At 72.4% G+C, this 23,762-nt stretch carries 24 protein-coding genes; 14 read left to right on the top strand and 10 right to left on the bottom strand.

From position 1 onward, the window contains the following. Positions 1-5 precede the first annotated feature (5 nt). The 4 genes from ACZ6WH_RS32255 to ACZ6WH_RS32240 all read right to left on the bottom strand — a co-directional run bounded on the left by ACZ6WH_RS32255 (position 6) and on the right by ACZ6WH_RS32240 (position 1,750). Positions 6-347, bottom strand: coding sequence for a DUF3817 domain-containing protein (locus tag ACZ6WH_RS32255; RefSeq protein ID WP_469732880.1), 342 nt, complete (start codon positions 345-347; stop codon positions 6-8). A gap of 147 nt (positions 348-494) precedes the next feature. Next, positions 495-1,004: a MarR family winged helix-turn-helix transcriptional regulator gene (locus ACZ6WH_RS32250; protein ID WP_469732878.1), complete on the bottom strand. Its 510-nt coding sequence runs from the start codon at positions 1,002-1,004 to the stop codon at positions 495-497. 87 nt (positions 1,005-1,091) lie between these two features. Beyond that, entirely contained in the window at positions 1,092-1,394 is a 303-nt protein-coding gene (locus ACZ6WH_RS32245) for an MTH1187 family thiamine-binding protein (protein WP_469732876.1), read from the bottom strand. Beyond that, positions 1,391-1,750 carry a DUF3817 domain-containing protein gene (locus ACZ6WH_RS32240; protein ID WP_432858885.1) on the bottom strand — a complete coding sequence of 120 codons (360 nt, stop codon included), beginning with the start codon at positions 1,748-1,750 and terminating at the stop codon, positions 1,391-1,393. Before ACZ6WH_RS32240 ends, ACZ6WH_RS32245 begins: the two co-directional genes overlap by 4 nt. A 170-nt stretch (positions 1,751-1,920) precedes the next feature. Here ACZ6WH_RS32240 and ACZ6WH_RS32235 point away from each other — a divergent pair, with 170 nt between their 5' ends. From ACZ6WH_RS32235 to ACZ6WH_RS32220, 4 genes are all read left to right on the top strand, one after another. After that, positions 1,921-2,559 (top strand): AIM24 family protein, encoded by a 639-nt coding sequence (locus ACZ6WH_RS32235; protein WP_469732874.1) that lies wholly within the window; start codon positions 1,921-1,923, stop codon positions 2,557-2,559. After that, positions 2,559-3,242, top strand: coding sequence for an AIM24 family protein (locus tag ACZ6WH_RS32230; RefSeq protein WP_469732872.1), 684 nt, complete (start codon positions 2,559-2,561; stop codon positions 3,240-3,242). The genes ACZ6WH_RS32235 and ACZ6WH_RS32230 overlap by 1 nt, the downstream gene beginning before the upstream one ends. Then, complete coding sequence (locus ACZ6WH_RS32225; RefSeq protein WP_469732871.1) at positions 3,239-4,009, top strand: AIM24 family protein; 771 nt, start codon at positions 3,239-3,241, stop codon at positions 4,007-4,009. Before ACZ6WH_RS32230 ends, ACZ6WH_RS32225 begins: the two co-directional genes overlap by 4 nt. Positions 4,010-4,144: 135 nt before the next feature. Further along, positions 4,145-4,621 (top strand): MarR family winged helix-turn-helix transcriptional regulator, encoded by a 477-nt coding sequence (locus tag ACZ6WH_RS32220; RefSeq protein ID WP_361555745.1) that lies wholly within the window; start codon positions 4,145-4,147, stop codon positions 4,619-4,621. An 87-nt stretch (positions 4,622-4,708) separates the two neighbouring features. Here ACZ6WH_RS32220 and ACZ6WH_RS32215 read toward each other — a convergent pair whose 3' ends face one another. Then, the gene (locus ACZ6WH_RS32215) at positions 4,709-6,112 is read right to left on the bottom strand and encodes a sensor histidine kinase (protein WP_469733214.1); all 1,404 of its coding nucleotides are present in this window, start codon (positions 6,110-6,112) and stop codon (positions 4,709-4,711) included. A 4-nt stretch (positions 6,113-6,116) separates the two neighbouring features. Next, positions 6,117-6,779: a response regulator transcription factor gene (locus tag ACZ6WH_RS32210; RefSeq protein ID WP_432858877.1), complete on the bottom strand. Its 663-nt coding sequence runs from the start codon at positions 6,777-6,779 to the stop codon at positions 6,117-6,119. A 200-nt stretch (positions 6,780-6,979) separates the two neighbouring features. Here ACZ6WH_RS32210 and ACZ6WH_RS32205 point away from each other — a divergent pair, with 200 nt between their 5' ends. Beyond that, positions 6,980-7,660 (top strand): PepSY domain-containing protein, encoded by a 681-nt coding sequence (locus ACZ6WH_RS32205; protein WP_469732869.1) that lies wholly within the window; start codon positions 6,980-6,982, stop codon positions 7,658-7,660. A 100-nt stretch (positions 7,661-7,760) separates the two neighbouring features. Here ACZ6WH_RS32205 and meaB read toward each other — a convergent pair whose 3' ends face one another. Then, positions 7,761-8,720, bottom strand: coding sequence for a methylmalonyl Co-A mutase-associated GTPase MeaB (meaB, locus tag ACZ6WH_RS32200; RefSeq protein ID WP_432858873.1), 960 nt, complete (start codon positions 8,718-8,720; stop codon positions 7,761-7,763). A gap of 97 nt (positions 8,721-8,817) precedes the next feature. Continuing rightward, positions 8,818-10,023, bottom strand: coding sequence for an acetyl-CoA C-acetyltransferase (locus ACZ6WH_RS32195; RefSeq protein ID WP_432858871.1), 1,206 nt, complete (start codon positions 10,021-10,023; stop codon positions 8,818-8,820). Positions 10,024-10,161: 138 nt separating this feature from the next. On the opposite strand from ACZ6WH_RS32195, the gene mce reads away from it, so the two are divergent. The 8 genes from mce (at position 10,162) to ACZ6WH_RS32155 (ending at position 21,582) form a co-directional block, all read left to right on the top strand. Further along, entirely contained in the window at positions 10,162-10,590 is a 429-nt protein-coding gene (mce, locus tag ACZ6WH_RS32190) for a methylmalonyl-CoA epimerase (RefSeq protein WP_432858869.1), read from the top strand. Positions 10,591-10,752: 162 nt separating this feature from the next. Continuing rightward, on the top strand, positions 10,753-15,183 hold the full coding sequence (gene scy / locus ACZ6WH_RS32185) for a polarized growth protein Scy (RefSeq protein ID WP_469732865.1): 4,431 nt from the start codon (positions 10,753-10,755) through the stop codon (positions 15,181-15,183). Between the two features lie 114 nt (positions 15,184-15,297). After that, a complete protein-coding gene (locus ACZ6WH_RS32180) occupies positions 15,298-16,233 on the top strand; it encodes a coiled-coil domain-containing protein (RefSeq protein WP_361555727.1) in 936 nt (311 codons plus the stop codon). A gap of 251 nt (positions 16,234-16,484) precedes the next feature. After that, on the top strand, positions 16,485-17,528 hold the full coding sequence (locus ACZ6WH_RS32175) for an ABC transporter ATP-binding protein (RefSeq protein ID WP_469732863.1): 1,044 nt from the start codon (positions 16,485-16,487) through the stop codon (positions 17,526-17,528). Between the two features lie 2 nt (positions 17,529-17,530). Continuing rightward, complete coding sequence (locus ACZ6WH_RS32170; RefSeq protein WP_432864709.1) at positions 17,531-18,301, top strand: ABC transporter permease; 771 nt, start codon at positions 17,531-17,533, stop codon at positions 18,299-18,301. Then, the gene (locus tag ACZ6WH_RS32165) at positions 18,298-19,188 is read left to right on the top strand and encodes a hypothetical protein (RefSeq protein ID WP_469732860.1); all 891 of its coding nucleotides are present in this window, start codon (positions 18,298-18,300) and stop codon (positions 19,186-19,188) included. Before ACZ6WH_RS32170 ends, ACZ6WH_RS32165 begins: the two co-directional genes overlap by 4 nt. Before the next feature lie 97 nt (positions 19,189-19,285). Next, positions 19,286-20,515: an ABC transporter ATP-binding protein gene (locus ACZ6WH_RS32160; RefSeq protein ID WP_469732858.1), complete on the top strand. Its 1,230-nt coding sequence runs from the start codon at positions 19,286-19,288 to the stop codon at positions 20,513-20,515. After that, entirely contained in the window at positions 20,512-21,582 is a 1,071-nt protein-coding gene (locus tag ACZ6WH_RS32155; RefSeq protein WP_469732857.1) for an ABC transporter permease, read from the top strand. Before ACZ6WH_RS32160 ends, ACZ6WH_RS32155 begins: the two co-directional genes overlap by 4 nt. A gap of 51 nt (positions 21,583-21,633) precedes the next feature. Here the strand turns inward: ACZ6WH_RS32155 and ACZ6WH_RS32150 are convergent, their stop codons facing one another. Next, positions 21,634-21,951: an ATP/GTP-binding protein gene (locus ACZ6WH_RS32150; protein ID WP_361555709.1), complete on the bottom strand. Its 318-nt coding sequence runs from the start codon at positions 21,949-21,951 to the stop codon at positions 21,634-21,636. Between the two features lie 192 nt (positions 21,952-22,143). On the opposite strand from ACZ6WH_RS32150, the gene ACZ6WH_RS32145 reads away from it, so the two are divergent. Further along, the gene (locus ACZ6WH_RS32145; protein ID WP_469732854.1) at positions 22,144-23,172 is read left to right on the top strand and encodes an LLM class flavin-dependent oxidoreductase; all 1,029 of its coding nucleotides are present in this window, start codon (positions 22,144-22,146) and stop codon (positions 23,170-23,172) included. A 191-nt stretch (positions 23,173-23,363) separates the two neighbouring features. Here ACZ6WH_RS32145 and ACZ6WH_RS32140 read toward each other — a convergent pair whose 3' ends face one another. After that, positions 23,364-23,756, bottom strand: coding sequence for an SCO5389 family protein (locus ACZ6WH_RS32140; RefSeq protein WP_469732852.1), 393 nt, complete (start codon positions 23,754-23,756; stop codon positions 23,364-23,366). Between the last annotated feature and the right edge of the window lie 6 nt (positions 23,757-23,762).

The raw sequence follows: 23,762 nt of genomic DNA, 5'->3' as shown, positions 1-23,762 counted from the left end.
CGGGCTCAGACCTTGGCGGTCTGCGGGGTCGCGGTGCCGGAGACGAGCGGCTCCAGCTCGCGCGAGACCTTGCGCTCGACGAAGAAGGCGGCGGTGGGGATCGTGCCGGCGATCAGCACCCACAGCAGCCTGCCGACCGGCATCTTGGCCTTGGAGCCCAGGTCGAAGGCGAATACGAGGTACACGACGTACAGCCAGCCGTGGGCGATGCCCACGACGCTGGTGAAGCCGGCCGCACCGTCGATGTGCAGCAGGTACTTGGCGATCACGCCGAGGGTCAGGAGGACCAGCAGCACGCCCGTCACGTACGCCATCGTCCGGTAGCGGGTCAGCACGCTTCGTTTCATACCTACGAGCCTAACGGGCCACAAATCCCCCGCGGCGGCGGGGACGACTGCCATCGTTCGGCAGCAGGTGAGCACCCTCTTCGGGCCACCCCCGCTTGCGCGGGGAGCATGCGTGCTGACCCTCAGCGACCGTACCGCCCACGGCGGCTAGTCGTCCTTGAAATCCGCCGCCGCCACCCGGAGCGGCCGCAGCAGGGCGAAGATCTCCTGGCACTCCTCGGCGTCGTAAGCGCCGAGTCCGAAGTCCATGGCCATCAGGTCGCGGGTGGCCGCGTCGCACACCTCGCGGCCCTTGTCCGTGATGGAGGCGAGCGTGCCGCGCCCGTCGTTCGGGTTCGGGCGCTTGGCCACCAGGCCCGACTTCACCAGCCGGTCGACGGTGTTGGTGACCGAGGTGGGGTGCACCATCAGACGTTCGCCGATCTTGGACATCGGCAACTCACCGGCCTGCGAGAAGGTCAGCAGCACCAGCGCTTCGTAGCGCGCGAAGGTGAGGCCGTACGGCTTGACCACGGCGTCCACCTCGCCGAGCAGGATCTGCTGGGCCCGCATGATCGAGGTGATCGCCGCCATCGCCGGGACGGCCCCCCACCGGCGCTGCCACAGTTCATCGGCGCGGGCGATGGGATCGAAGGGGAGACTGAGCGGCTTCGGCACGTCTTCGACCTTACCGGTCGCCCATATGGTGGTCAGCCCCGTCTCAGGGGACGGGCGAAGAAGGGGCCGGGACCCCCTCCGTTCCGGTCAGTCCCGGCCCTCCGCGAGGTGCCGCTCCACCGTCTCGACCTTCGAGGTGAGCCCGTCGGTGACGCCCGGCCGGATGTCGGCCTTGAGGACCAGCGAGACCCGGCCCGCGCGTTCCTCGACGGCCGCGACGGCGCGCTTGACGACGTCCATGACCTCGTCCCACTCGCCCTCGATCGAGGTGAACATGGCGTCCGTGCGGTTCGGCAGCCCGGACTCGCGGACCACCCGTACCGCGTCGGCGACGTACTCCCCGACGTCCTCGCCGACGCCGAGCGGGCTGACCGAGAATGCGACGATCATGCGCCGGCCCCTCCCACGACGCCTTCCTTCTCCTTGCGGGCACGCGCGGCGATCACGGTGGCCTCGGCCTCGCGCTTCAGCCGGCGCTCGGCGAAGAAGCCGCCGGTGGGCAGGACGGAGAGGATGAAGTAGAGCGCGGCGGTGCCCAGCGACCACTTCGTACGGTTCCAGGCGTCCGCCCAGAAGATCACGTAGAGCACGAAGAGGAGGCCGTGGACGGCGCCCATCACCGGTACCGCGTTGAACTCCGTGGTCCGCTTCAGGACGGAGCAGATCAGCAGCAGCAGGAAGGAGACCGCCTCGGGGGCGGAGACCAGGCGGAGCCGGCGCAGGGCGGATGCGGTCTTGATGTCCACGGGAACCTCGTTCGGGTGGGAGGGGTGCAGCCTTTAGCTTGTGCTTACATTCACAAGCACCGCTCCATTGTGACAGCAGTACGACGGCCCCCCGTCGCCGGGCCCGTTCCCGGCCGGTCCCCGCGGGGCCCTCTGCCCGTGGGCGCCGCGGCGGACTACGGTCTGGTGCCGTGGCTCAGTTTCGGCTCCAGGGGAGCAAAGTGCTCGCCGTCGACATGACCGGCGATGCCGTGAAGGCGAAGAACGGCGCGATGGTCGCCTACGACGGCCGGATGGCGTTCAAGAAGATGAGCGGCGGGGGCGAGGGCCTGCGCGGCATGGTGACCCGGCGGCTGACCGGGGAGCAGATGGAAGTCATGGAGGTGAAGGGCGAGGGCACCTGCTATTTCGCGGACCGCGCGAGCGAGATCAACCTCGTGAACCTGCACGGCGAGAAGCTCTACGTGGAGGCCAGCAACCTGCTCTGCACGGACGCGGCACTGCGCACGGGGACCACGTTCACCGGGCTGCGCGGTACCTCGCAGGGCAACGGGCTGTTCACCACGACCGTGGAGGGCACGGGCCAGGCAGCGCTCACCTCGGACGGCCCGGCGGTGGTGCTGCGGGTGACGCGGGACGCCCCGCTCCAGGTCGATCCGGGCGCGTATGTCGCCCATACCGGTGATCTCCGGCAGCACTTCCAGTCCGGTGTGAACTTCCGCACGTTCATAGGAGAGGGCTCGGGCGAGGCCTTCCAGATCCGCTTCGAGGGCGAGGGCCTGGTGTACGTGCAGCCCAGCGAGCGCAACACGATCGGCGGTGAGGTCTGATGCCGTTCACGGTGCTCAACTCGCGCATGGTCCGGGCGGAGATCGGGCCGGGGCAGCGGCTGTTCAGCCAGCGCGGCGCGATGCTCGCGTACCAGGGCGAGGTGGCCTTCACCCCCAACGTGCAGGGCGGCCAGGGCGGTCTGGGGTCGATGATCGGCCGCCGGATCGCGAACGAGGCCACCCCGCTGATGACCGTGGAAGTCCCCCAAGGTCTTAATGACCAGGGAGGTGCCCCCACTGCCTCCGTGATGTTCGGGCACGGCGGCCACCACGTCCACGTCGTCGACCTCACCGGCGACACCCTCTACGTGGAGGCCGACCGGCTGCTGGCGTTCGACGGGACGCTGCGCCAGGGCACGATGTTCATGGGCGCGCAGGGCGGCGTGATGGGCATGGTGCGCGGCCAGGTGACCGGCCAGGGTCTGTTCACCACCACCCTCGAAGGGCACGGCTCGGTGGCGGTGATGGCGCACGGCGGCGTGATCGAACTGCCCATCCGCCAGGACCGCGCGGTGCACGTGGACCCGCAGGCGTACGTGGCGCACCGCGGCAACGTCCGCAACAAGCTTTCGACGGCGCTGGGCTGGCGGGACATGGTCGGCCGCGGCTCGGGCGAGGCGTTCCAGCTGGAGCTGTCGGGCCAGGGCACCGTCTACGTACAGGCGTCGGAGGAGAAGCTGTGAGCGGTCCCGTCATTCACGATGTGCACTCGCTGCCGGTGGACGACAACGTCAATCCGTACGCCTTCAGCGTGGATCTGAACGGCCAGTGGTTCCTGCAGAAGGGAAAGATGGTCGCCTATTACGGGCAGATCGAATTCCAGGGAATCGGGCACGGCGCGCTGGACCGGCTGATCGCGGGCAGTTTCCATTCCCCGTTGCACGCGGCGGACTGGGTGGTCGCGCAGGGTCGCGGGAAAATGGTGCTGGCGGACCGCGCTTTCGACGTGAATTCCTACGACCTGGCGGAAGGCAATCTCACCATCCGGTCCGGGAATCTGCTCGCTTTTCAGCCGTCCCTGTCGCTGAAGCAGTCGATCGTGCCGGGCTTTTCGACCCTCATCGGCACCGGGAAATTCGTCGCCGCGTCCAACGGTCCGGTGGTCTTCGCCGAGCCGCCGATCCGGGTCGACCCGCAGGCGCTGGTGGGCTGGGCGGACTGCCCCTCGCCGTGCCATCACTACGATCACCAGTACCTGCGCGGCTTCCTCGGCGGGCTGCGGGCGCACACCGGGATCGGCGGAGTCTCCGGCGAGGAGCACCAGTTCGAGTTCGTCGGGGCCGGCACCGTTCTGCTGCAGTCGACCGAGCAGCTGATGCCGGAGGTGCCGACGGGGACAGTGGCGGCGGAACCCGGCGTACCGGGCGGTTCCGCCGGTCACGGCGGTGGCTCACAAATGCCTCAGCTGCCGGGTTCCCTCGGGGGGCTCCAGCGCCGCTTCGGGCTGTGAGCGGTAGTCTGCGGAGGGTGACCTCGAACGTCTGAGCCCTCCCGGCGGTCTGACCCCCGGCGGGAGGGAGCGGTGAGGGCACCATTACGGGGCATGATTAATTTACTATTCAACTTTCACGGGTAGAATTCATTCATGACGACCGACAGCGACACTCCCTGGCTGACCGACCAGGAACAGCGTGCCTGGCGCACCCACCTCGACGTCAGCAGGCTGCTGACGCACCAGCTGGAGCGGGACCTCCAGCCGTTCGGGCTGACCTACAACGACTACGAGATCCTGGTGAATCTCTCGGAGGCCGAGGAGCGCAGGATGCGCATGAGTGACCTCGCGGCCTCCACACTGCAGTCCAAGAGCCGGCTCTCGCACCAGATCACCCGGATGGAGAACGCCGGGCTGGTACGCCGCGAGAGCTGCGAGTCCGACCGGCGCGGGCTGTACGCGGTGCTCACCGACGAGGGCTGGGAGACCATGCGGCGGGTCGCCCCGCACCATGTGGCCTCCGTGCGCAAGCACTTCATCGACCTCTTCTCGGCGGACGACCTGGCCGCGCTGCGCGCCTCGCTGACGCCGGTCGCCGATCATCTGCGGGGGCACCGCGGCAAGTACTGACCGGCCGGGCGCCGTGCGGGACGCGGGTGGGGGAACACCGTCGCACCCGCGCGGCGCAGCGGCCGGCCGGCCCGGCCGCGTACGGCCTCAGTCCCGTTCGTGTGCGGCCAGCGGCAGCCGCAGTTCGAAGGCCGCGCCCTCGCGCACCTCCAGCGTGCCGCCGTGCCGTTCGGCGATGTCCCGGGCGATGGCGAGGCCCAGCCCCGCGCCGCCCTCGTCACGGCTGCGCGCGTCGTCCAGCCGTACGAAGCGCTCGAAGATCCGCTCCCGGTCGGCCGCCGCCACCCCGGGCCCGTCGTCGTCCACCCGCAGCACGGCCCAGCCGCCGTTCCGGCGGACGTCCACCGAGACCTGCGTACGGGCGTGCCGCTGCGCGTTGTCGACGAGGTTGCCCAGGATGCGGCTCAGCTGGCTCCGCGAGCCCGACACCGCCACGCTCGGCAGCTCGCCGGAGCGCACCGGCAGCCGGTCGGCGACCCGTTGCGACAGCTCCTCCCGGGCCAGCGCGCCCAGGTCCACCTGGGTGTCCTTGGGCCGCTCCCCCGCGTCCAGCCGGGCCAGCAGCAGCAGGTCGGCGGCGAGGTGCTGGAGCCGTACGGTGTCCTCCACCGCGCCCGGCAGGTCCAGCAGCTCGGGATGGGCCTCGGCCACCTCCAGCTGGGTGCGGAGGCTGGCGATGGGGCTGCGCAGCTCGTGCGAGGCGTCGGCGATGAAGGCGCGCTGGCGCTCGACGGACGACTCCAGCGCGGCCAGCGTCTCGTTGGTGGTCCGGGCCAGCCGGGCGATCTCGTCGCGCGTCGCGGGCTCCGGCACCCGCCGGGACAGGTCCGTACTGGCGGTGATCGCGGCCATCTCCGCGCGGATGCCCTCGACGGGGCGGAGCGCCCGGCGGGTGACCAGCCAGGTGACGCCGCCGACGACCAGGAGCAGCAGCGGCAGGCCGACGAGCATGGCGTTCCGCACCGAGCCGATGGTCTTCTCCTCGGCGCCGAGCGGGGTGCCGGCCATGACGGTCACGGTGCGGTCGCGGGTGTCGGTGGCGTCGACCTCGGCCCAGCGGTAGTCGGCGCGCTTGCCGTCGACGACGGCCGTGCCGTCGGAGCTGTCGACGTCGTCGTCCACCTCGCCGGGGCGGGGAGCCTCGCTGTCGTCGTCATCGTCGTCGGTGTGGCGGCCGGAGCCGGGCGGCGTGCCCCGGGTGACCTTGTAGCCGTCGACTTCCTGGAGGTCCTCGCCGGCCGCCAGCACGCGGCCCCGCTCGTCGTCGACCAGGACGGGGTGCTCGTCGGCGTCGGGGAGGTCCAGGTCCTTGTAGGCGGTGCCGGTGGCGATCTCGGAGGCGACCTCGCGCGCGGTGACCTCGGCGTGCAGGTCGGCCTGGGAGACCAGGTTCCCGCGCAGCACGATGAGGACCGCTATGCCGACCCCGACGAGGGCGAGGGCCACCACGGCCGTGGCACCCGCTGTCGCTCTGGCCCGCACGGAGCCCAGCGCCCTAAACACCGGGCACCATCCGGTACCCCGCGCCGCGCACGGTCTGGATCGAGGCGGCGCCGAGCTTGCGGCGCAGCGCGCTGACGTACACCTCGACGATGTTCGGGTCGCCCTCGTAGGCGAAGTCCCAGACGTGCTCCAGGATGTCGGACTTGGAGACCACCTCGCCGGCGCGCAGCGCGAGCTGTTCCAGGACGGCGAACTCCTTGGTGGTCAGCGGCACGTCCGCGTCCCCGCGCCGTACCGTGCGGGCGCCCTGGTCGATGGTGAGGACGCCGACGGTGAGCACGGGCAGCGCGGTGCGGCCGCGGCGGCGCAGCAGCGCCTTCACGCGGGCGACCAGCACGACGTAGCTGAAGGGCTTGGTCAGGTAGTCGTCGGCGCCGGTGTCCAGGCCCTCGGCCTCGTCGTACTCGCCGTCCTTGGCGGTGAGCATGAGGATGGGCACGTCGTTGCCCGCGGCGCGCAGGGCGCCGCAGACCCGGTAGCCGTTCATGCCGGGCAGCATGATGTCCAGGACGAGCAGGTCGTAGGCGCCCTCGCTCGCCATGTGCAGGCCCTCCAGGCCGTCGTGCACGACGTCCACGGCGTATCCCTCGGCGGTCAGGCCGGCGGCGAGGGAACGGGCCAGCCGCTTCTCGTCCTCCACGATCAACAGGCGCATGCGACAAGAGTGCCACCGGCTTGCTGAAGACCGCTTCAGGCTGGGTTCCTGAAGACCGCTTCAGGCTCCTTCAGGGTGGCTTCAGGAACGGGGCGGCAGTGTGTGGGCATCACCTCGGGGGCCAGTCCCGGCCCCCTCCGGGCGACCCCCGGCCCCCCAGGTGATCCTGCCGAACAGCAATCCGTTTTGGAGGCTTCACCATGAAGCGCAATGTCGTCATCGCCACCGTCGCCGCGGCCGCTCTGATCGCCGGCGGCACCGCGACCGCTGTCGCGATCGGTAACGAGGACGGGACGGCAGCCGCGTCGAACCCGGCGCAGTCTCAGCAGGCCGGCGGCGTGGCGTCGTACGACGGGCAGGGGACCGGCGACGACAGCGACGGCGACGACGCCCGGGAGGCGCGGTCCGCCACGGTCACCGCGCAGCAGGCCGCGGCCGCCGCGCTGAAGGCCGTGCCGGGGACGGTCACCGAGGTCGACCTGGACGACGACGAGTCCGGTGTCGCCTGGGACGTGAACGTGCTGGGCAAGGACGGCAAGTGGCACGACATCACCGTCGGCGCCGACAAGGCCGAGGTGCGCGGTCAGCACATCGACCAGGACGACGACGGCGACGAGGGCAAGGACCGGGTCCGCTCCGCGCTGAACGACGCCTCCGTCGACATCGCGCAGGCCGCCGGCAGGGCCGCCGCGCACGGCACGGTCGTGTCGGTGGAGCTGGACGGCCCGGGCCACGGCAAGAAGCTCGTCTGGGAGGCCGAGACGGTCACCAAGGACGGCGCCGAGCACCACGTGAACGTCGACCCCAAGGGCGGCGCCGTGACCCAGGCGCAGTCGGACGACGACGACCACGACAACGGCGACAACGGCGACGACGACTGATCCCGTACGCCGCACACCCCGAACCGGCGGCGCCCCCCGCCGCCCGCCCGGCCGGCCGGCTCCTCGCCCCCCGAGGAGCGGGCCGGCCGGCCATTTTCGTTCAGGACTGTTCCGTCAGGCCCGCCACCAGCTCGTCGGCCGCGGTGTACGGGTCGAGCGTGCCGTCCGTGATCCGCCCGGCGAGCGCGCCGAGCCGGCGGTCGCCGTGCAGGTCGCCGATGCGCTCGCGGAGGGTCGTGACGGCGATCGTCTCGACCTCGCGGGCGGCCCTGGCGGCCCGGCGCTCGGCGAGCACGCCGTGCTCGTCCATCCAGGCGCGGTGCTTCTCCAGCGCCTCCACGACCTCGTCGACGCCCTCGCCGCGAGCCGCGACGGTCTTCACGATGGGCGGCCGCCAGTCGCCCGGCGCCCGGGACTCCCCCAGGCCCAGCATGTGATTCAGCTCGCGGGCCGTGGCGTCGGCGCCGTCCCGGTCGGCCTTGTTGACCACGTAGACGTCGCCGATCTCCAGGATGCCCGCCTTGGCGGCCTGGATGCCGTCGCCCATGCCCGGCGCCAGCAGCACCATGCTGGTGTCGGCCTGCGAGGCGATCTCCACCTCGGACTGGCCCACGCCGACGGTCTCCACGAGGATCACGTCGCAGCCCGCCGCGTCCAGCACCCGGATGGCCTGCGGCGCCGCCCAGGCCAGGCCGCCGAGGTGACCGCGGGTGGCCATGGAGCGAATGTAGACGCCGGGGTCGGAGGCGTGCTCGCTCATCCGGATCCGGTCGCCGAGCAGGGCGCCGCCGGAGAACGGCGAGGACGGGTCGACCGCGAGGACGCCGACCCGCTTGCCCGTCTTCCGGTACGCGCTGACCAGCGCCGACGTGGACGTGGACTTGCCCACGCCCGGCGAGCCGGTGATCCCCACGACGTACGCCCGGCCGGTCAGCGGGGCCAGCGCCGCCATCACCTCGCGCAGCTGCGGCGAGGCACCCTCCACCAGCGAGATCAGCCGGGCCACCGCACGCGGCCGGCCCTCCCGGGCCTGGGCGACCAGGGTGGGGACATCTGCCATTGCTCAGCGCTCCGTTCTCGGTCCCTGCGGGATGTACGTACGGGCCTGCCGTACGGGTGCCCCGGTGGACACCCGTACGGTCACCTGCCCGGTCGGGTCACTTGCCGGGCACCCGCACGATCAGGGCGTCGCCCTGGCCGCCACCGCCGCACAGCGCCGCGGCGCCCACGCCGCCGCCGCGCCGCCGCAGTTCCAGCGCCAGGTGCAGGACGATACGGGCGCCGGACATGCCGATCGGGTGGCCGAGCGCGATGGCTCCGCCGTTGACGTTCACCTTTTCCGGGGAAACACCGAGGTCCTTCATGGACTGCACGGCGACCGCGGCGAACGCCTCGTTGATCTCGATGAGGTCGAGGTCGGCGACCTCCAGGCCCTCCTTGCCGAGGGCGTGCTCGATCGCGTTGCTGGGCTGGGACTGCAGGGAGTTGTCCGGGCCCGCGACGTTGCCGTGCGCGCCGATCTCCGCGATCCACTCCAGGCCCAGCTGCTCGGCCCTGGCCTTGCTCATCACGACCACGGCGGCGGCGCCGTCGGAGATCTGCGAGGCGCTGCCGGCGGTGATGGTGCCGTCCTTGGCGAACGCGGGGCGCAGCTTGCCGAGGGACTCGGCGGTGGTCTCGCCGCGGATGCCCTCGTCCTGGCTGAAGACGACCGGCTCGCCCTTGCGCTGCGGGATCTCCACGGGGGTGATCTCGGCCTCGAAGAGGCCGTTCTTCTGGGCGGCGGCGGCGCGCTGGTGGGAGCGGGCGGCGATCTCGTCCTGCTCGGGGCGCCGGATGCCCAGCCGGGTGTTGTGCTTCTCGGTGGACTCGCCCATCGCGACGTTCTCGAAGGAGTCGGTGAGCCCGTCGTGCGCCATGGAGTCCAGCATCTCCACGGCGCCGTACTTGTAGCCGCCGCGGGACTTCGGGAGGAGGTGCGGGGCGTTGGTCATCGACTCCTGGCCGCCGGCCACGACGACGTCGAACTCGCCCGCGCGGATGAGCTGGTCGGCCAGCGCGATGGCGTCCAGGCCGGAGAGACAGACCTTGTTGACGGTCAGGGCCGGGACGTTCATGGGGATGCCGGCCTTCACGGCCGCCTGGCGCGCGGGGATCTGGCCCGCGCCGGCCTGGAGGACCTGGCCCATGATCACGTACTGCACCTGGTCGCCGCCGATGCCGGCCCGGTCCAGTGCGGCCTTGATGGCGAAACCGCCGAGGTCCGCGCCGGAGAAGGACTTCAGGGAGCCCAGCAGGCGTCCCATGGGGGTGCGGGCCCCCGCGACGATCACGGAGGTGGTGCTGCCGTTCGATGAGGACATCAGCGCGGCCCTTCCTGTGCAGGGAAGTTAACGAGGGTTTTCATCAATGTACTGAGCGGTACCGCACCGGGTCACCGGGCTGTGGATGTGATCGCGCGCACGTTGCGTAATCATGCGTGCGAGCGGTGCACTGGAGAAATGCTGACGCGAATCGACCACATCGGAATCGCCTGTCATGACCTCGACGCGACCGTCGAGTTCTACCGGGCGACGTACGGGTTCGAGGTCTTCCACGAGGAGATCAACGAGGAGCAGGGCGTGCGTGAGGCCATGCTCAAGATCAACGATACGTCGGACGGCGGTGCTTCGTACCTCCAGCTGCTGGAACCGACCCGTGAGGATTCAGCCGTGGGCAAGTGGCTGACGAAGAACGGTGAGGGGGTGCACCACATCGCCTTCGGCACCGCGGATGTGGACCGTGATGCTGCTGACATCCGGGAGAAGGGCGTACGGGTGCTCTACGACGAGCCGCGGATCGGTTCGATGGGCTCCCGGATCACCTTCCTGCACCCCAAGGACTGCCACGGCGTGCTGACCGAACTGGTCACGGCCTCCCAAGAGCACTGACCTTCGCGTTCCCCGGCCGGTAGAGTGCTGCTTCGGCCGGGGTCCGGATCGGGGCTCGGTCCAATCTCCGCCGATGATCTGACACCATTTCTTCGGAAGGGTCAGCTCCACGCACGACGGAGCCGGCCGCCACCATGACCAGGGGACGGATGGGACCGCGCAGTGCGGGGCAACGACCGCTACGAGGCTGACGATCACCTCTCGCAGTTCGAGGCCGAGATGGAGCGGCTGAAGACGGAGCGGGACAAGGCCGTCCAGCATGCCGACGACCTCGGGTATCAGGTCGAAGTTCTGCGTGCCAAGCTGCACGAGGCACGCCGTACCCTCATGACGCGTCCGGCGTACGACAACGTCAGCGCCCAGGCCGAGCAACTGCTGCGCAATGCGCAGATCCAGGCCGATCAGCTGCGTGCGGACGCCGAGCGCGAGCTGCGCGAGGCACGGGCCCAGACGCAGCGCCTCCTCCAGGAGCAGGCCGAGCGCCAGTCACAGCTGGAAGCCGAGCTGCACACCGAGGCGGTGGAGCGCCGCCGCCGGCTGGACGAGGAGCTGAACGAGCGCCGGGCCACCGTCGAGAGCCACGTCAACGAGAACGTCGCCTGGGCCGAGCAGCTGCGCGCCCGTACGGAGTCGCAGGCCCGCCGGCTCATGGACGAGTCCAGAGCCGAGGCCGAGCAGTCGCTCTCGCACGCCCGCGCCGAGGCCCAGCGGCTGGCCGAGCAGGCCCGCGAGCGGCTGGGCGCCGAGGCCGAGCAGGCCCGCGCGGAGGCCGACGCGATCCTGCGCCGCGCCCGCACGGACGCCGAGCGTCTCCTGAACGCCGCCTCCACCCAGGCCCAGGAGGCCACCGACCAGGCCGAACAGCTGCGTACCTCCACGGCGGGCGAGTCCGAGGAGGCCCGCCGCCGCAGCGCCGAGCTGACCCGCACCGCCGAGGAGCGGATGCAGGAGGCCGACACGGCGCTGCGCGAGGCGCGCGCCCGGGCCGAGAAGCTCGTCGAGGAGGCCGAGGCCGAGGCCGCCAAGCGGCTGACCGCGTCGGAGTCGGAGAACGAGCAGCGCACCCGTACGGCCAAGCAGGAGATCGCCCGGCTGGTCGGCGAGGCCACCAAGGAGACCGAGGCCCTCAAGGCCGAGGCCGAGCAGCTGCGCGCCGACGCCAAGGCGGAGGCCGAGCGGCTGGTCTCGGAGGCCCAGGAGGCCGCCCGCGCCAAGGCCGCCGAGGACTCCGCGGCGCAGCTGGCGAAGGCCGCGCGGAGCGCCGAGGAGATGGTCAGCAAGGCGTCGGAGGATGCCAAGGCCACCACCAGGGCCGCCTCCGAGGAGGCCGAGCGGATCCGCAAGGAGGCCGAGACCGAGGCGGACCGGCTGCGCGAGGAGGCGCACGAGACCGCCCAGCAGCTCAAGGGCGCCGCCAAGGACGACACCAAGGAGTACCGCGCCAAGACCGTCGAGCTGCAGGAGGAGGCGCGCCGGCTGCGCGGCGAGGCCGAGCAGCTGCGGGCCGAGGCGGTCGACGAGGGCGAGCGGATCCGCGGCGAGGCGCGCCGCGAGGCCGTGCAGCAGATCGAGGAGGCCGCGGCCACCGCCGAGGAGCTGCTGGCCAAGGCCAAGTCGGACGCCGAGGAGACCCGTTCGGGCGCCACGGCGGACAGCGAGCGGCTGCGCGCCGAGACCGCCGAGCGCACCGCACAGCTGCGTACGCAGGCCGAAGAAGCCCTGGACCAGGCCCGCCAGGAGGCCGAGGACCTGCACGCCGCGGCCGAGGAGGCCGCGGCCGCCACCCGTACCGAGGCCGAGGAGGCCGCCGCCGAACTGCGGGCCGAGGCCGAGCGCAGCGCGGACGAGCGCCGCGAGCTGGCCCAGGCCGAGCTGGACCGGCTGCACTCCGAGGCGGAGGAGCGGGTCGCCGCGGCCGAGACGGCGCTGCGCGAGGCCCGCGAGGAGGCCGAGGGGCTCCGCAAGGAGGCCCAGGAGGAGACCGCGCGGCTGAAGGCGGAGTCCGCCGAGCGCCGCCGGGAGAAGGAGCAGCAGGCCGAGGAGGAGGCCGAGCGGCTGCGCGCCGAGGCAGCCTCGGACGCCGCCGAGGCGCGCGCCGAGGCCGAGGCCACCGCGGCCCGGCTGCACAGCGAGGCCGCCACCGAGGCCGAGCGGCTGAAGGCGGAGGCGCAGGAGACCGCCGACCGGGTGCGCGCGGAGGCCGCGGCGGCCGCCGAGCGTACGGGCACGGAGGCCGCCGAGGCGCTGGCCGCCGCGCAGGAGGAGGCGGCCCGCCGCCGCCGGGAGGCCGAGCAGCAGCTGGGCGAGGCCCGCGAGGAGGCCCACCAGGAGCGCACGGCGGCCCGCGAGCAGAGCGAGGAGCTGCTGGCCACGGCCCGCGCGCGGGTCTCCGAGGCGCAGACCGAGGCCGAGCGGCTGGTGGAGGAGGCGGACCGGCGCGCCGAGGAGCTGGTCGCCACCGCCGAGCAGACCGCGCAGCAGGTGCGGGACGCGGTCGCCGGGCTGCACGAGCAGGCCGAGGAGGAGATCGCCGGACTGCGGTCGGCCGCCGAGCACGCGGCGGCGCGCACGAAGGAGGAGGCGCAGCAGGAGGCGGACCGGGTCCGCTCCGACGCCTACGACGAGCGCGAGCGCGCCTCGCAGGACGCCGGCCGGGTACGGCAGGACGCCCAGGTCGAGGCCGAGGCCGCCAAGTCCCTTGCCGAGCGTACGGTTGCGGAGGCCATCGCCGAGGCGGAGCGGCTGCGCGCGGAGGCCAACGGCGCGCTGGACGAGGCGCGCGAGGCCGCGAACCAGCGCCGCGCCGAGGCCGCCGAACAGGCCGACGAACTGCTGGGCGAGGCCCAGCGGGAGGCCGAGCGGACGGTCACCGAGGCGGGTGCCGAGGCCGAGCGGCTGCGCGCGGAGGCGAACGGCGCGCTGGACGAGGCGCGCGAGGAGGCCAACCGGCGCCGCAGCGAGGCCGCGCAGCAGGCGGACGAGCTGCTGAACGAGGCCACCGCGCAGGCCGAGAAGCTGGTCGCGGACGCCACCGAGAAGGCGCAGCAGCTGCGGACGAACGCCTCGGACGCGCTGGCCGCCGCCGAGCAGGACGCGGCGCGCGCCCGTGCCGAGGCCCGCGAGGACGCCAACCGGATGCGGTCGGAGGCCGCGGAGCAGGCGGACCGGCTGATCGCCGAGGCCCGTACGGAGGCCGAGCGGATCGTCAACGAGGCCACCGAGCTGACCTCGTCGGCCCAGGCGGACGCCGACCGTTCGGTGCGCGAGGGCCAGGAGACGGCCGACCGGCTGCGGGCCGAGGCCGGCGAGCAGGCCGAGCGGCTCGTCGCGGACGCCACGGCGCAGGCCGAGCGGCTGCGTTCGGAGGCCGCCGAGACGCTGGAGAACGCCCGCACGGAGGCCGAGCGGACGGCGGACGAGGCACGCCAGGACGCGGCCAAGCGCCGTGCCGACGCGGCCGAGCAGGCGGACAACCTGATCTCGGAGGCCGGTACCGAGGCCGAACGGCTGCGCACGGAGGCGGCGGAGGCCACCGCGACGGCGGAGCGGGAGGCGGACCGGGCCCGGGCCGACGCCCGCGAGCAGGCCGACCGGATGCTCGCCGAGGCTTCGGCCGACGCGGACCGGATGCGGGCCGAGGCCGCGGAAACGGTCAGCTCGGCGCAGCAGCACGCGCAGCGCACGCGGACCGAGGCGGACCAGGTCAAGGCGGAGGCGGAGGCCGAGGCCGAGCGGTTCCGCAACGACGCGCTGGAGGAGGCCGAGCGCACTCTGGACGAGGCGCGCAAGGACGCGGCCAAGCGCCGTGCGGACGCCGCCGAGCAGGCGGACCAGCTGGTCGCCAAGGCGCAGGAGGAGGCGCTGAAGGCGGCCACCGCGGCCGAGGAGCAGGCCGACACGATGGTCGGCGTGGCCCGCAAGGAGGCCGAGCGGCTCGTCGCGGAGGCCACGGCGGACGGCAACGCCCGGGTGGAGAAGTCCCGTACGGACGCCGACACGCTGCTCAGCGAGGCGCGCGGGGACGCGACCGCGATCCGGGAGCGCGCCGAGGAGCTGCGGGCCCGTATCGAGGCCGAGGTCGAGGAGCTGCACGAGCGGGCCCGCCGGGAGTCGGCCGAGGCGATGAAGTCGGCGGGCGAGCGCGTCGACAAGCTCATCGCGCAGGCCGAGGCGCAGCGCGTGGAGGCCGAGGAGCAGGCCAAGGAGACGCTGTCGGACGCGAGCAGCGAGGCCAGCAAGGTCCGCATCGCGGCGGTGAAGAAGGCCGAGGGCCTGATCAAGGAGGCCGAGCAGAAGAAGGCGCAGGCCGTACGGGAGGCCGAGGCGCTGCGTACCGAGGCCGAGCAGGAGGCCCAGCGGATCGTGGACGACGGGAAGCGCGAGCTGGAGGTGCTGGTCCGCCGCCGGGAGGACATCAACACCGAGATCTCGCGGGTCCAGGATGTCCTGGAAGCGCTGGAGTCGTTCGAGACGCCGGGTGGCGCCGGCGGCGGCGGTAAGGGAGGCTCGTCGCAGGGTTCCGGTTCGGGGGGCGTCAAGGCGGCGGCGGGCGCGGGGGCAACTCGTTCGGGTGGCAAGCAGTCTGATGGTTAGCCACTCAAATGAGGGGTCATTCTCCACTTCAAACGGTCAATGACTCGATGACACGCCGCTCGGGCCCCTAGGATTCCCCTTATCACCTCACCGGTCTCTTTCGACAGGAACCCCATGAGCGACACTTCCTCCCCCTTCGGTTTCGAGCTCGTGCGGCGTGGGTACGACCGCGGTCAGGTCGACGACCGCATTACGAAGCTCGTCGCCGACCGCGACAGCGCGCTGGCCCGTATCACCTCGCTGGAAAAGCGCATCGAGGAGCTCCATCTCGAAACGCAGAACGCCCAGGCCCAGGTAAACGACGCCGAGCCGTCCTACGCGGGCCTCGGTGCCCGGGTCGAGAAGATCCTCCGTCTCGCCGAGGAGGAGGCCAAGGACCTGCGCGAGGAAGCGCGCCGGGCCGCCGAGCAGCACCGCGAGCTGGCCGAGTCGGCCGCCCAGCAGGTCCGTAACGACGCCGAGGCATTCGCCGCCGAGCGCAAGGCCAAGGCGGAGGACGAGGGCGCCCGGATCGTCGAGAAGGCGAAGGGCGAGGCGCAGACGCTGCGGTCCGACGCGCAGAAGGACGCGCAGTCCAAGCGCGAGGAGGCGGACTCCCTCTTCGAGGAGACCCGCGCGAAGGCCGCCCAGGCCGCGGCCGACTTCGAGACGAACCTCGCCAAGCGCCGCGAGCAGTCCGAGCGCGACCTCGCCTCGCGTCAGGCCAAGGCCGAGAAGCGCCTCGCCGAGATCGAGCACCGCGCCGAGCAGCTCCGCCTGGAGGCCGAGAAGCTGCGGACGGACGCGGAGCGCCGGGCCCGCCAGACGGTGGAGACCGCGCAGCGCCAGGCCGAGGACATCGTGGCCGACGCGAACGCCAAGGCGGACCGTATCCGCAGCGAATCCGAGCGCGAGCTGGCGGCGCTGACGAACCGCCGCGACTCCATCAACGCCCAGCTGACCAACGTCCGCGAGATGCTCGCGACGCTGACCGGTGCCGCGGTGGCCGCCGCCGGCAACCCGGGCGAGGAGGACTCGTCCCGCGGTGTGCCGGCCCAGCAGGGCCGCTGACGCGGCGTAGCGCCGACCGTCCGCCCCGTGCCGTGTTCCGCGGCGCGGGGCGGACGTGTGTCCGGGTGCGGCGGCTCGTACGAGTGCGGGTCTCGTGCCGCGGGCCGTATCGCGGCCTGGCGGCCGCTCGTCCTCAACCTCCCCCAGCTGCCGCTGGGAGGTGCCAGCTGCCGCTGGGACGTGCCCCCAGGACAGGCTGGATCGGGTGTATCCAGGCGGCGGAGGAGCGCTACCGCGCCTAGCGTGGACACATGATCGAGATTGAAGGGCTGACGAAGCGGTACGGCGAGAAGCTTGCCGTCGACCGGCTGACCTTCACCGTCCGGCCCGGCATCATCACCGGCTTTCTCGGCCCCAACGGCGCCGGGAAGTCGACCACCATGCGGATGATGCTCGGCCTGGACAACCCCACCGCCGGCACGTCCCGCATCGACGGCAAGCACTACCGGCAGCTGAAGGACCCGCTCAAGTACGTAGGTGCCCTGCTGGACGCCAAGGCGATGCACGGCGGCCGCAGCGCCTACCACCACCTGCTCTGCCTGGCGCAGAGCAACGGCATTCCGCGCGCCCGCGTCCACCAGGCGCTGGACACGGTGGGCCTGACCGCGGTCGCCAAGAAGCGCGCCAAGGGGTTCTCGCTCGGCATGGGACAGCGGCTCGGCATCGCCGCCGCGCTGCTCGGCGACCCGCGGATCCTGATGTTCGACGAGCCGGTCAACGGTCTCGACCCCGAAGGCATCCACTGGATCCGCAACCTCATGAAGAGCCTGGCGTCCCAGGGCCGTACGGTCTTCGTCTCCTCGCACCTGATGAGCGAGATGGCGCTGACCGCCGACCACCTGGTCGTCATCGGGCAGGGCCGGCTGCTCGCCGACACCTCCATGGCCGACTTCATCCGGCGCAACTCGCGCAGCTACGTCAGGATGCGCTCGCCCGAGCACGAGCGGCTGCGGGACGTGCTGGCGGAGGCCGGGCACAGCGCCGTACCGGCGGCGGACGGAGCGCTGGAGATCGACGGGGTGAGCGCCGACCACCTGGGCGAGCTGGCCGCCGGGCACGGCCTCGTCCTCCACGAACTCAGCCCGCAGCAGGCGTCACTGGAGGAGGCGTTCATGCAGCTCACCGCGGAGTCGGTGGAGTACCACGCGCACTCGGGAACGACGGACCCGGCGGCCCCGGCGGGTCCGTCGGGAGCGGCCCCCGGGGCGGGTGCGGGCCCGGGGACGGGTGCGGCCCCGCAGGCGGGCCCCGCGCCCGGCTGGGGCGAGGACTGGCGCCGGAAGAAGGGGCGCTGACGATGGCGGTGGTCTCCCAGGTCATCGGTTCGGAATGGACCAAGATCAGGTCGGTGCGCTCCACGGTGTGGACGCTGGGCATCGCCGTGGTCGTCACGGTCGCGCTGGGCGCGCTGATCTGCCTGCTCGTCAAGAACGACTTCGGGTCCATGCCGGCCCGCGAGCGGCTGACGTTCGACCCGACCAACACGGCCTTCGCCGGGATGGGGCTGGGCCAGCTCGCGATGATCGTCTTCGGGGTGCTGGTGGTCTCCAACGAGTACAGCACGGGCATGATCCGTACCTCGCTCGCCGCCGTGCCGCAGCGCGCCACCTTCCTCACCAGCAAGATCGTCGTGGCCACGGTGCTCGCCTTCGTCGTGTCGCTGGTGACCGCCTTCCTCGCCTTCTTCATCGGCCAGGCCATGCTCGGACCCGACCTGCGCGTGGCGCTGGGCGACCCGGGCGTGCTGCGCGCGGTCTTCGGCGGCGCGCTCTACATGACGCTGATCGCGGTGTTCTCCATGGGCGTGGCCTCGATGCTGCGCAGCCCGATGCTCTCGCTGGGCATCCTCATGCCGTTCTTCTTCCTGATCTCCAACATCCTGGGCACCGTCTCGGCCACCCGGAAGATCGGCCGCTACCTCCCCGACCAGGCGGGCCAGCGGATCATGAAGGTGGTGCTCACCGACGACGTGCCGTACGGGCCGTGGGGCGGGCTCGGCATCATGGCCCTGTGGGTGATCGCCGCGCTGGCCGGCGGCTACCTCCTGCTCAAGAAGCGGGACGCATGACGTCGGTACGGGCCGCCGGCCTCGGCGCCGTACCGGCCCTGGAACCGCTCAGCTACCCGGGACGCCCGGTCGCGGCGCCCGCCCTCCTGGACGGCGAGGCGCTGCTGCCGCTCACCGCCGTCCCCGGCCGGCACCGGGTCGGCGGCTGGCGCCTCGGCCCGGACCCCGACCGCACGCTCGACGACGTCCTGCGCACCCGCGGCCTGCCGCTCACCGGGCGGCGCCACCCCGTCCTCGCCGTCGGCTCCAACGCCTCCCCCGCCCAGATCGCCTACAAGCTCACCCGGACCGAGGTGCCGGTGGCCGTGCCGATGGTCCCGGTACGGGTCGGGGGTATCGGCGTGGGCAGCTCCGCGCACGTCGGGACGCCGGGCTACGTGGCCGCCGCGCCCTTCGCCGACCCGCACTCCGAGGTGACGCTGGTGGCGGGGTGGCTGGACGCCGCGCAGCTGGCGGTCGTGGACGCCACCGAGGCCCGCTACCACCGGATCCTGCTGTCCGGCGACCGCTTCCCGATGACGCTGCCCTCCGGGGAGCGGCTGGGCGGCGCGTACCTCTACGTCAGCCGGTACGGCGTGCTGGCCGGGCCGGACGGCCGGCCGCGGCCCGCCGAGGCGCAGCCGGCGCTGCTCGCCGCGCTGCTGGCCGGCTCGGCGGCGCTGCGGCGGCTCCTGGGCCCCGACCCGCGGGCGTGGGTGAAGCGGGCCTCGGCGGACGGGGCGGTGCGCGCCGCGGCCCGGCAGGTCTTCCGGGCGGAGGGCCGGGTGGTGCCGCAGCCGGAGTTCACCCCATACGTGGACGACGACGCGGAGGTCCTGACGTACGACGATCTTCCGCCCATCGGGGGCGGCGCGGGACTTCGTGGGTCACCGACACGCGGGGATTGAGTGGAACCGTCAATGGCTCGATAACCTCCTAACCCTCACGGGGGCATGAGGTCACTTCGGCATGCCGTGCCCCACACCATCTCGCGAGGGGCGGAGAATGATCGAGGCAGTCGGCCTGACGAAGCGCTACGGCGCCAAGACGGCCGTGCACAACCTGTCGTTCCAGGTACGGCCGGGCACCGTCACCGGCTTCCTGGGGCCCAACGGGTCCGGGAAGTCCACCACGATGCGCATGATCCTGGGGCTGGACACCCCGACGGCCGGGCACGTGACGATCGGCGGCCACCCCTTCCGCAAGCTGCCGAACGCGCCCCGCCAGGTCGGCGCGCTGCTCGACGCCAAGGCCGTGCACGGCGGCCGCAGCGCCCGCCAGCACCTGCTGTCGCTGGCCCAGCTCGCCGGGATCCCGCCCCGCCGGGTGGACGAGGTGCTCGGCCTGGTCGGCCTGCAGGACGTGGCCAAGAAGCGGTCCAAGGGCTTCTCGCTGGGCATGGGGCAGCGCCTCGGCATCGCCTCCGCGATGCTCGGCGACCCGCAGGTGCTCCTCTTCGACGAGCCGGTCAACGGCCTGGACCCGGACGGCATCCTCTGGGTCCGCAACCTGATGAAGCAGCTGGCCTCGGAGGGCCGTACGGTCTTCGTCTCCTCGCACCTGATGAGCGAGATGGCGCTGACCGCCGAGCACCTGATCGTGATCGGCCGCGGCCAGCTGCTCGCCGACATGAACGTCAAGGACTTCATCGCGGCCAACTCCACCGGCTTCGCGCGGGTCCGCACCCCGGACACCGAGCCCGGCCAGGCCGAGAAGCTGACCGCCGCGCTGGGCGGGGCGGGCGGCCAGGTCGCGCCCGAGCCGGACGGCGCGCTGCGCGTGACCGGGCTGGCGCTGCCGCAGATCAGCGATCTGGCGCACGAGGCCGGCGTCCGGCTGTGGGAGCTCTCGCCGCACCAGGCCTCCCTGGAGGAGGCGTACATGCAGCTGACGCAGAGCGCCGTGGACTACCGCTCGGCGATGCCGCCGCAGGTCCCGCACGGTGCGGTGCCGCCGCAGGCGGTCGCACAGCCGCCCGGTATGCCGCCGCAGGGGTACGCGGGTGGCCCGTACGCCGGACAGCCCGGGCCGCAGGCCGGTATGCCGCCGCAGGCCGGTATGCCGGGGCCGTACGGGCAGCCCGGCCCCTTCGCCGGTGCGCCCCCGCAGGGCGCGCCCGTGCCCGGCCCGTACGGAGCGCCGCCGCAGGCCCAGCCTCAGCCCCAGGCCCCTGCCGGGCCGCCGCACGCCGCCCCCGCCGATCCGACCCAGCAGCACAGCGAGGACGCCCGATGACCACCCCCGAGCAGCCGCAGCAGCAGCCGCAGCAGCCGCGCCAGGACGTACCGCCCCGTCAGGACGAGGGCACGATGATGCTGAACGCCGTCGGGGCGCGGGGCGCCCAGCCGCAGGCGCAGCCTCAGCCTCAGCCGCAGGGCCAGCAGCCTCCCCAGGCCCCGCCGCAGCAGTACCAGCACCCCCAGCAGGCTCCGGTCCCCACCCCACCGCAGCCGCAGCCCGGGCAGCACGCCGCCGGTCCCCCGCAGTCGCAGCTGCCCGGGTCCGGCTACGTCTCCCCCATTCCGGTGCGGCGGGCCCACCTCGGCCACGCGCTGGCCTCGGAGTGGACGAAGATCAAGTCGGTCCGCTCCACGGTGTGGACGCTCGGCGTGATGATCCTCCTCGTCGTCGGCATCGGCGCGCTCACCGGCATCGGCATCTCCGCGAGCGGCACGAACCTGGGCAGCGAGTCGCCGCTGGGCTTCGGCATGTTCGGCATGCTGCTCGGCCTGATGTGCGTGATCACGCTGGGTGTGCTGTGCGTCTCCTCCGAGTACGGCACCGGCATGATCCGTACGACGCTGACCGCATGCCCCAGCCGGGCGCGGGTGCTCGCGGCGAAGGCGATCGTCTTCTTCCTGCTGTCCTTCGTGGTCACCGCCGTGACCACGGCGGTGGTGGCGCTGCTGCTGACCGGCATGCTCAGCGGCCAGGGCGGCGCCACGCCGGACGGCTCCGAGTGGTTCAAGGCGACGATCGGCGTCAGCCTCTACGTCGCGATGATCGGGCTGCTCGCGCTGGCCGTGGGCGCGCTGCTGCGGCACTCCGCCGGCGCCATCACCATCATGATCGGCCTGGTGCTGCTGCCACTGGTGCTGGCGCTGTTCATGATGGCGGAGAGCCTGTCGGACCTGCGGGAGTGGCTGTTCGAGTACTCCATCCCCAGCCAGCTCGGCGTGATGTACAGCAACGCCGTGGCCTCGTCCGGCCCGTCGGGCTGGGAGCCGCTGTGGATCATGACGGGGCTGACGGCCGTCGTCCTCGGCGGCGCCTTCGTGGCGCTCAACCAGCGGGACGTGTAGGCCCGCACCGGGAAGGACCGGCCGGGAGGCCGGAAAGCGCCGCTCCGAGGGTCAGTATCGGGGCGCGTTACGGGACCGCTGGAGCCGGGCGCTCCGGCGGTCCCGCGCGTTCCAGCAGGCCTTGTGCCAGTGTCTGCGGTCGTCGCCGTCGCTGTGCTGCGGCCAGGCCACCACATGCGGCACGCCGGGCGGGATCTCCTGGTCACAGCCCGGGCAGCGGTAGTGCTTGGCGGCCGCGCCCCCGCCGATGTGGCGGACGTACCACTCCTCGCCGCGCCACTCCGCCGTACTCTCCAGTCCGTACCGGCTGCCGCCCACGCGGTCCGAGGGATTCTCACCGCCGCGTGGACGGTTTCGACGGGGGGACACTGGGCACCTCGGGACTTCTCTGGGGGAGTAACGGCCTGTTACCAGACTACGGTGCGGGGCCGGCGTCCCGGGTCCCCTGTCGCAATGCTGCGATCATCAGGAAACTTCGCCGGGAGCCGTGCCTTTGGCACGTGTCAGCCGTTGTTGCCTGTAAGGGGGATGTCGCGTCGGCTGCGAGGAGGCAGAAGAGCGATGCGCGTTGGGGCATTCATCCTGGCCGCCCAGTTTCCGGGCCAGGGCGAGGGGGAGACACTGCATCGGGCCGTCCGGTCCGCCGAGGTGGCCGAGGAGGCCGGGCTCGACGACGTCTGGGTGGCAGAGCATCATTTCGTGCCGTACGGCATCTGCCCGTCGGCGGTGACGCTGGCCGCGCAGCTGCTGGGGCGTACGCACCGCATCGGTGTCGGCACGGCCGTCAGCGTACTGCCGACGGCGCATCCGGTCGCGGTCGGTGAGCAGGCGGCACTGCTGCATCTGACGTCCGGCGGGCGGTTCACGCTCGGCGTCGGGCGGGGCGGGCCGTGGGTGGACCTGGAGGTCTTCGGGTCCGGCCTCGCGGCGTACGAGGAAGGCTTTCCGGAATCCCTGGACCTGCTGCTGCGCTGGCTGCGCGAGCCGCGGGTCGGGGCCGCCGGGGCGCGGTACGCCTTCCGGGACGTGGCGGTGGTGCCGCGGCCCGCGGAGGAGCCGGCCGGGCGGGACGGCCCGCCGGTGGTGGTGGCCTGCACCTCTCCCGGGTCCGTGCGGCTCGCGGCCGAGCGCGGCCTGCCGATGCTGCTCGGGATGCACGCGGCGGACGAGGAAAAGGCCGAGATGGTCGCCTGCTGGCGGCGTACGGCGCTGGCCGCGGGGCGGGATCCGGACGAGGTCGCCGCGGTCGGGCATGTCTCGGCGGGCATCGCGCAGATCGCCGACACCCGGCAGGACGCCACGGAGATCCTGCTGAAGTCGATGCCCGGCTGGCTGCGCCAGGGGCTGGCGGCCCATGTCACGGTCGACGGCCGGCACCGCGCCATGCGGGATCCGCTGGCCTACACCGAGTTGCTGTGCGGGCTCCATCCGGTCGGGACACCGGAGAGCTGCGCCGACCGGCTCGCCGCGTCGGCGGAGAAGACGGGGATCAGGCGCTACGCCCTGCTGGTCGAGGGCTCCGGCGACCTCGCCACGACGGAGGAGAACATCCGCCGGCTGGGCAAAGAGGTCCTTCCGGTACTGCCCTGAGGGCGCCGCCGGGCGCGGTCGGGCGAGAGACCCCAGGGGCCGGGGGGTCCGGAGAGAACGTTCATGTGCCCGGTGGACGGACCGCCCGCCGGCGGGGCCGGTTGACCCCGCCGGCGGACCGTCGTCCGATGCCGCCGCTGCGTACTGACGTCAGGCGCCACATCCCACGTACGCGGCGGCGGCAACTCCCATCAGCAGTCGCGCAGTTCGGGCGACTGGTTCAGCAACTGGCCCCGCATGGAGGTGAAGCGGGCCAGACGGTCGTCCACCGCCGAGTCGAGCGGGAAGACCGCGACCCGGTGGCAGTTCTGGAACGCCAGCCGCACACCGAAATGGCGTTCAAGCGACCCGCGTATCGCGTCACTCGCCAGCGCTCGCAGCAGTTGGCCGCGCGCCTGCTCGTCGGGCGGCGGGGTCTGGTTGTCGGCGAACTGTCCGCCGTCCACCTTCAGCCGGGCCACCAGCGTGCTGATCATCTCCCATGCATAGGGCAGAGAGGTCCGGACGCAGTCGACAAATGCGGCTTCGTCGACCTCGCCTCGCTCGGCCTGTTCGAGGAGGGCCGGTGAGACGTCGAGCGACATGAGGTT

The organism is Streptomyces sp. NPDC050806 (assembly GCF_055586425.1).
The sequence above is the reverse complement of the archived record's forward strand: the minus strand, read 5'-3'. Positions and strand labels throughout refer to the sequence as shown.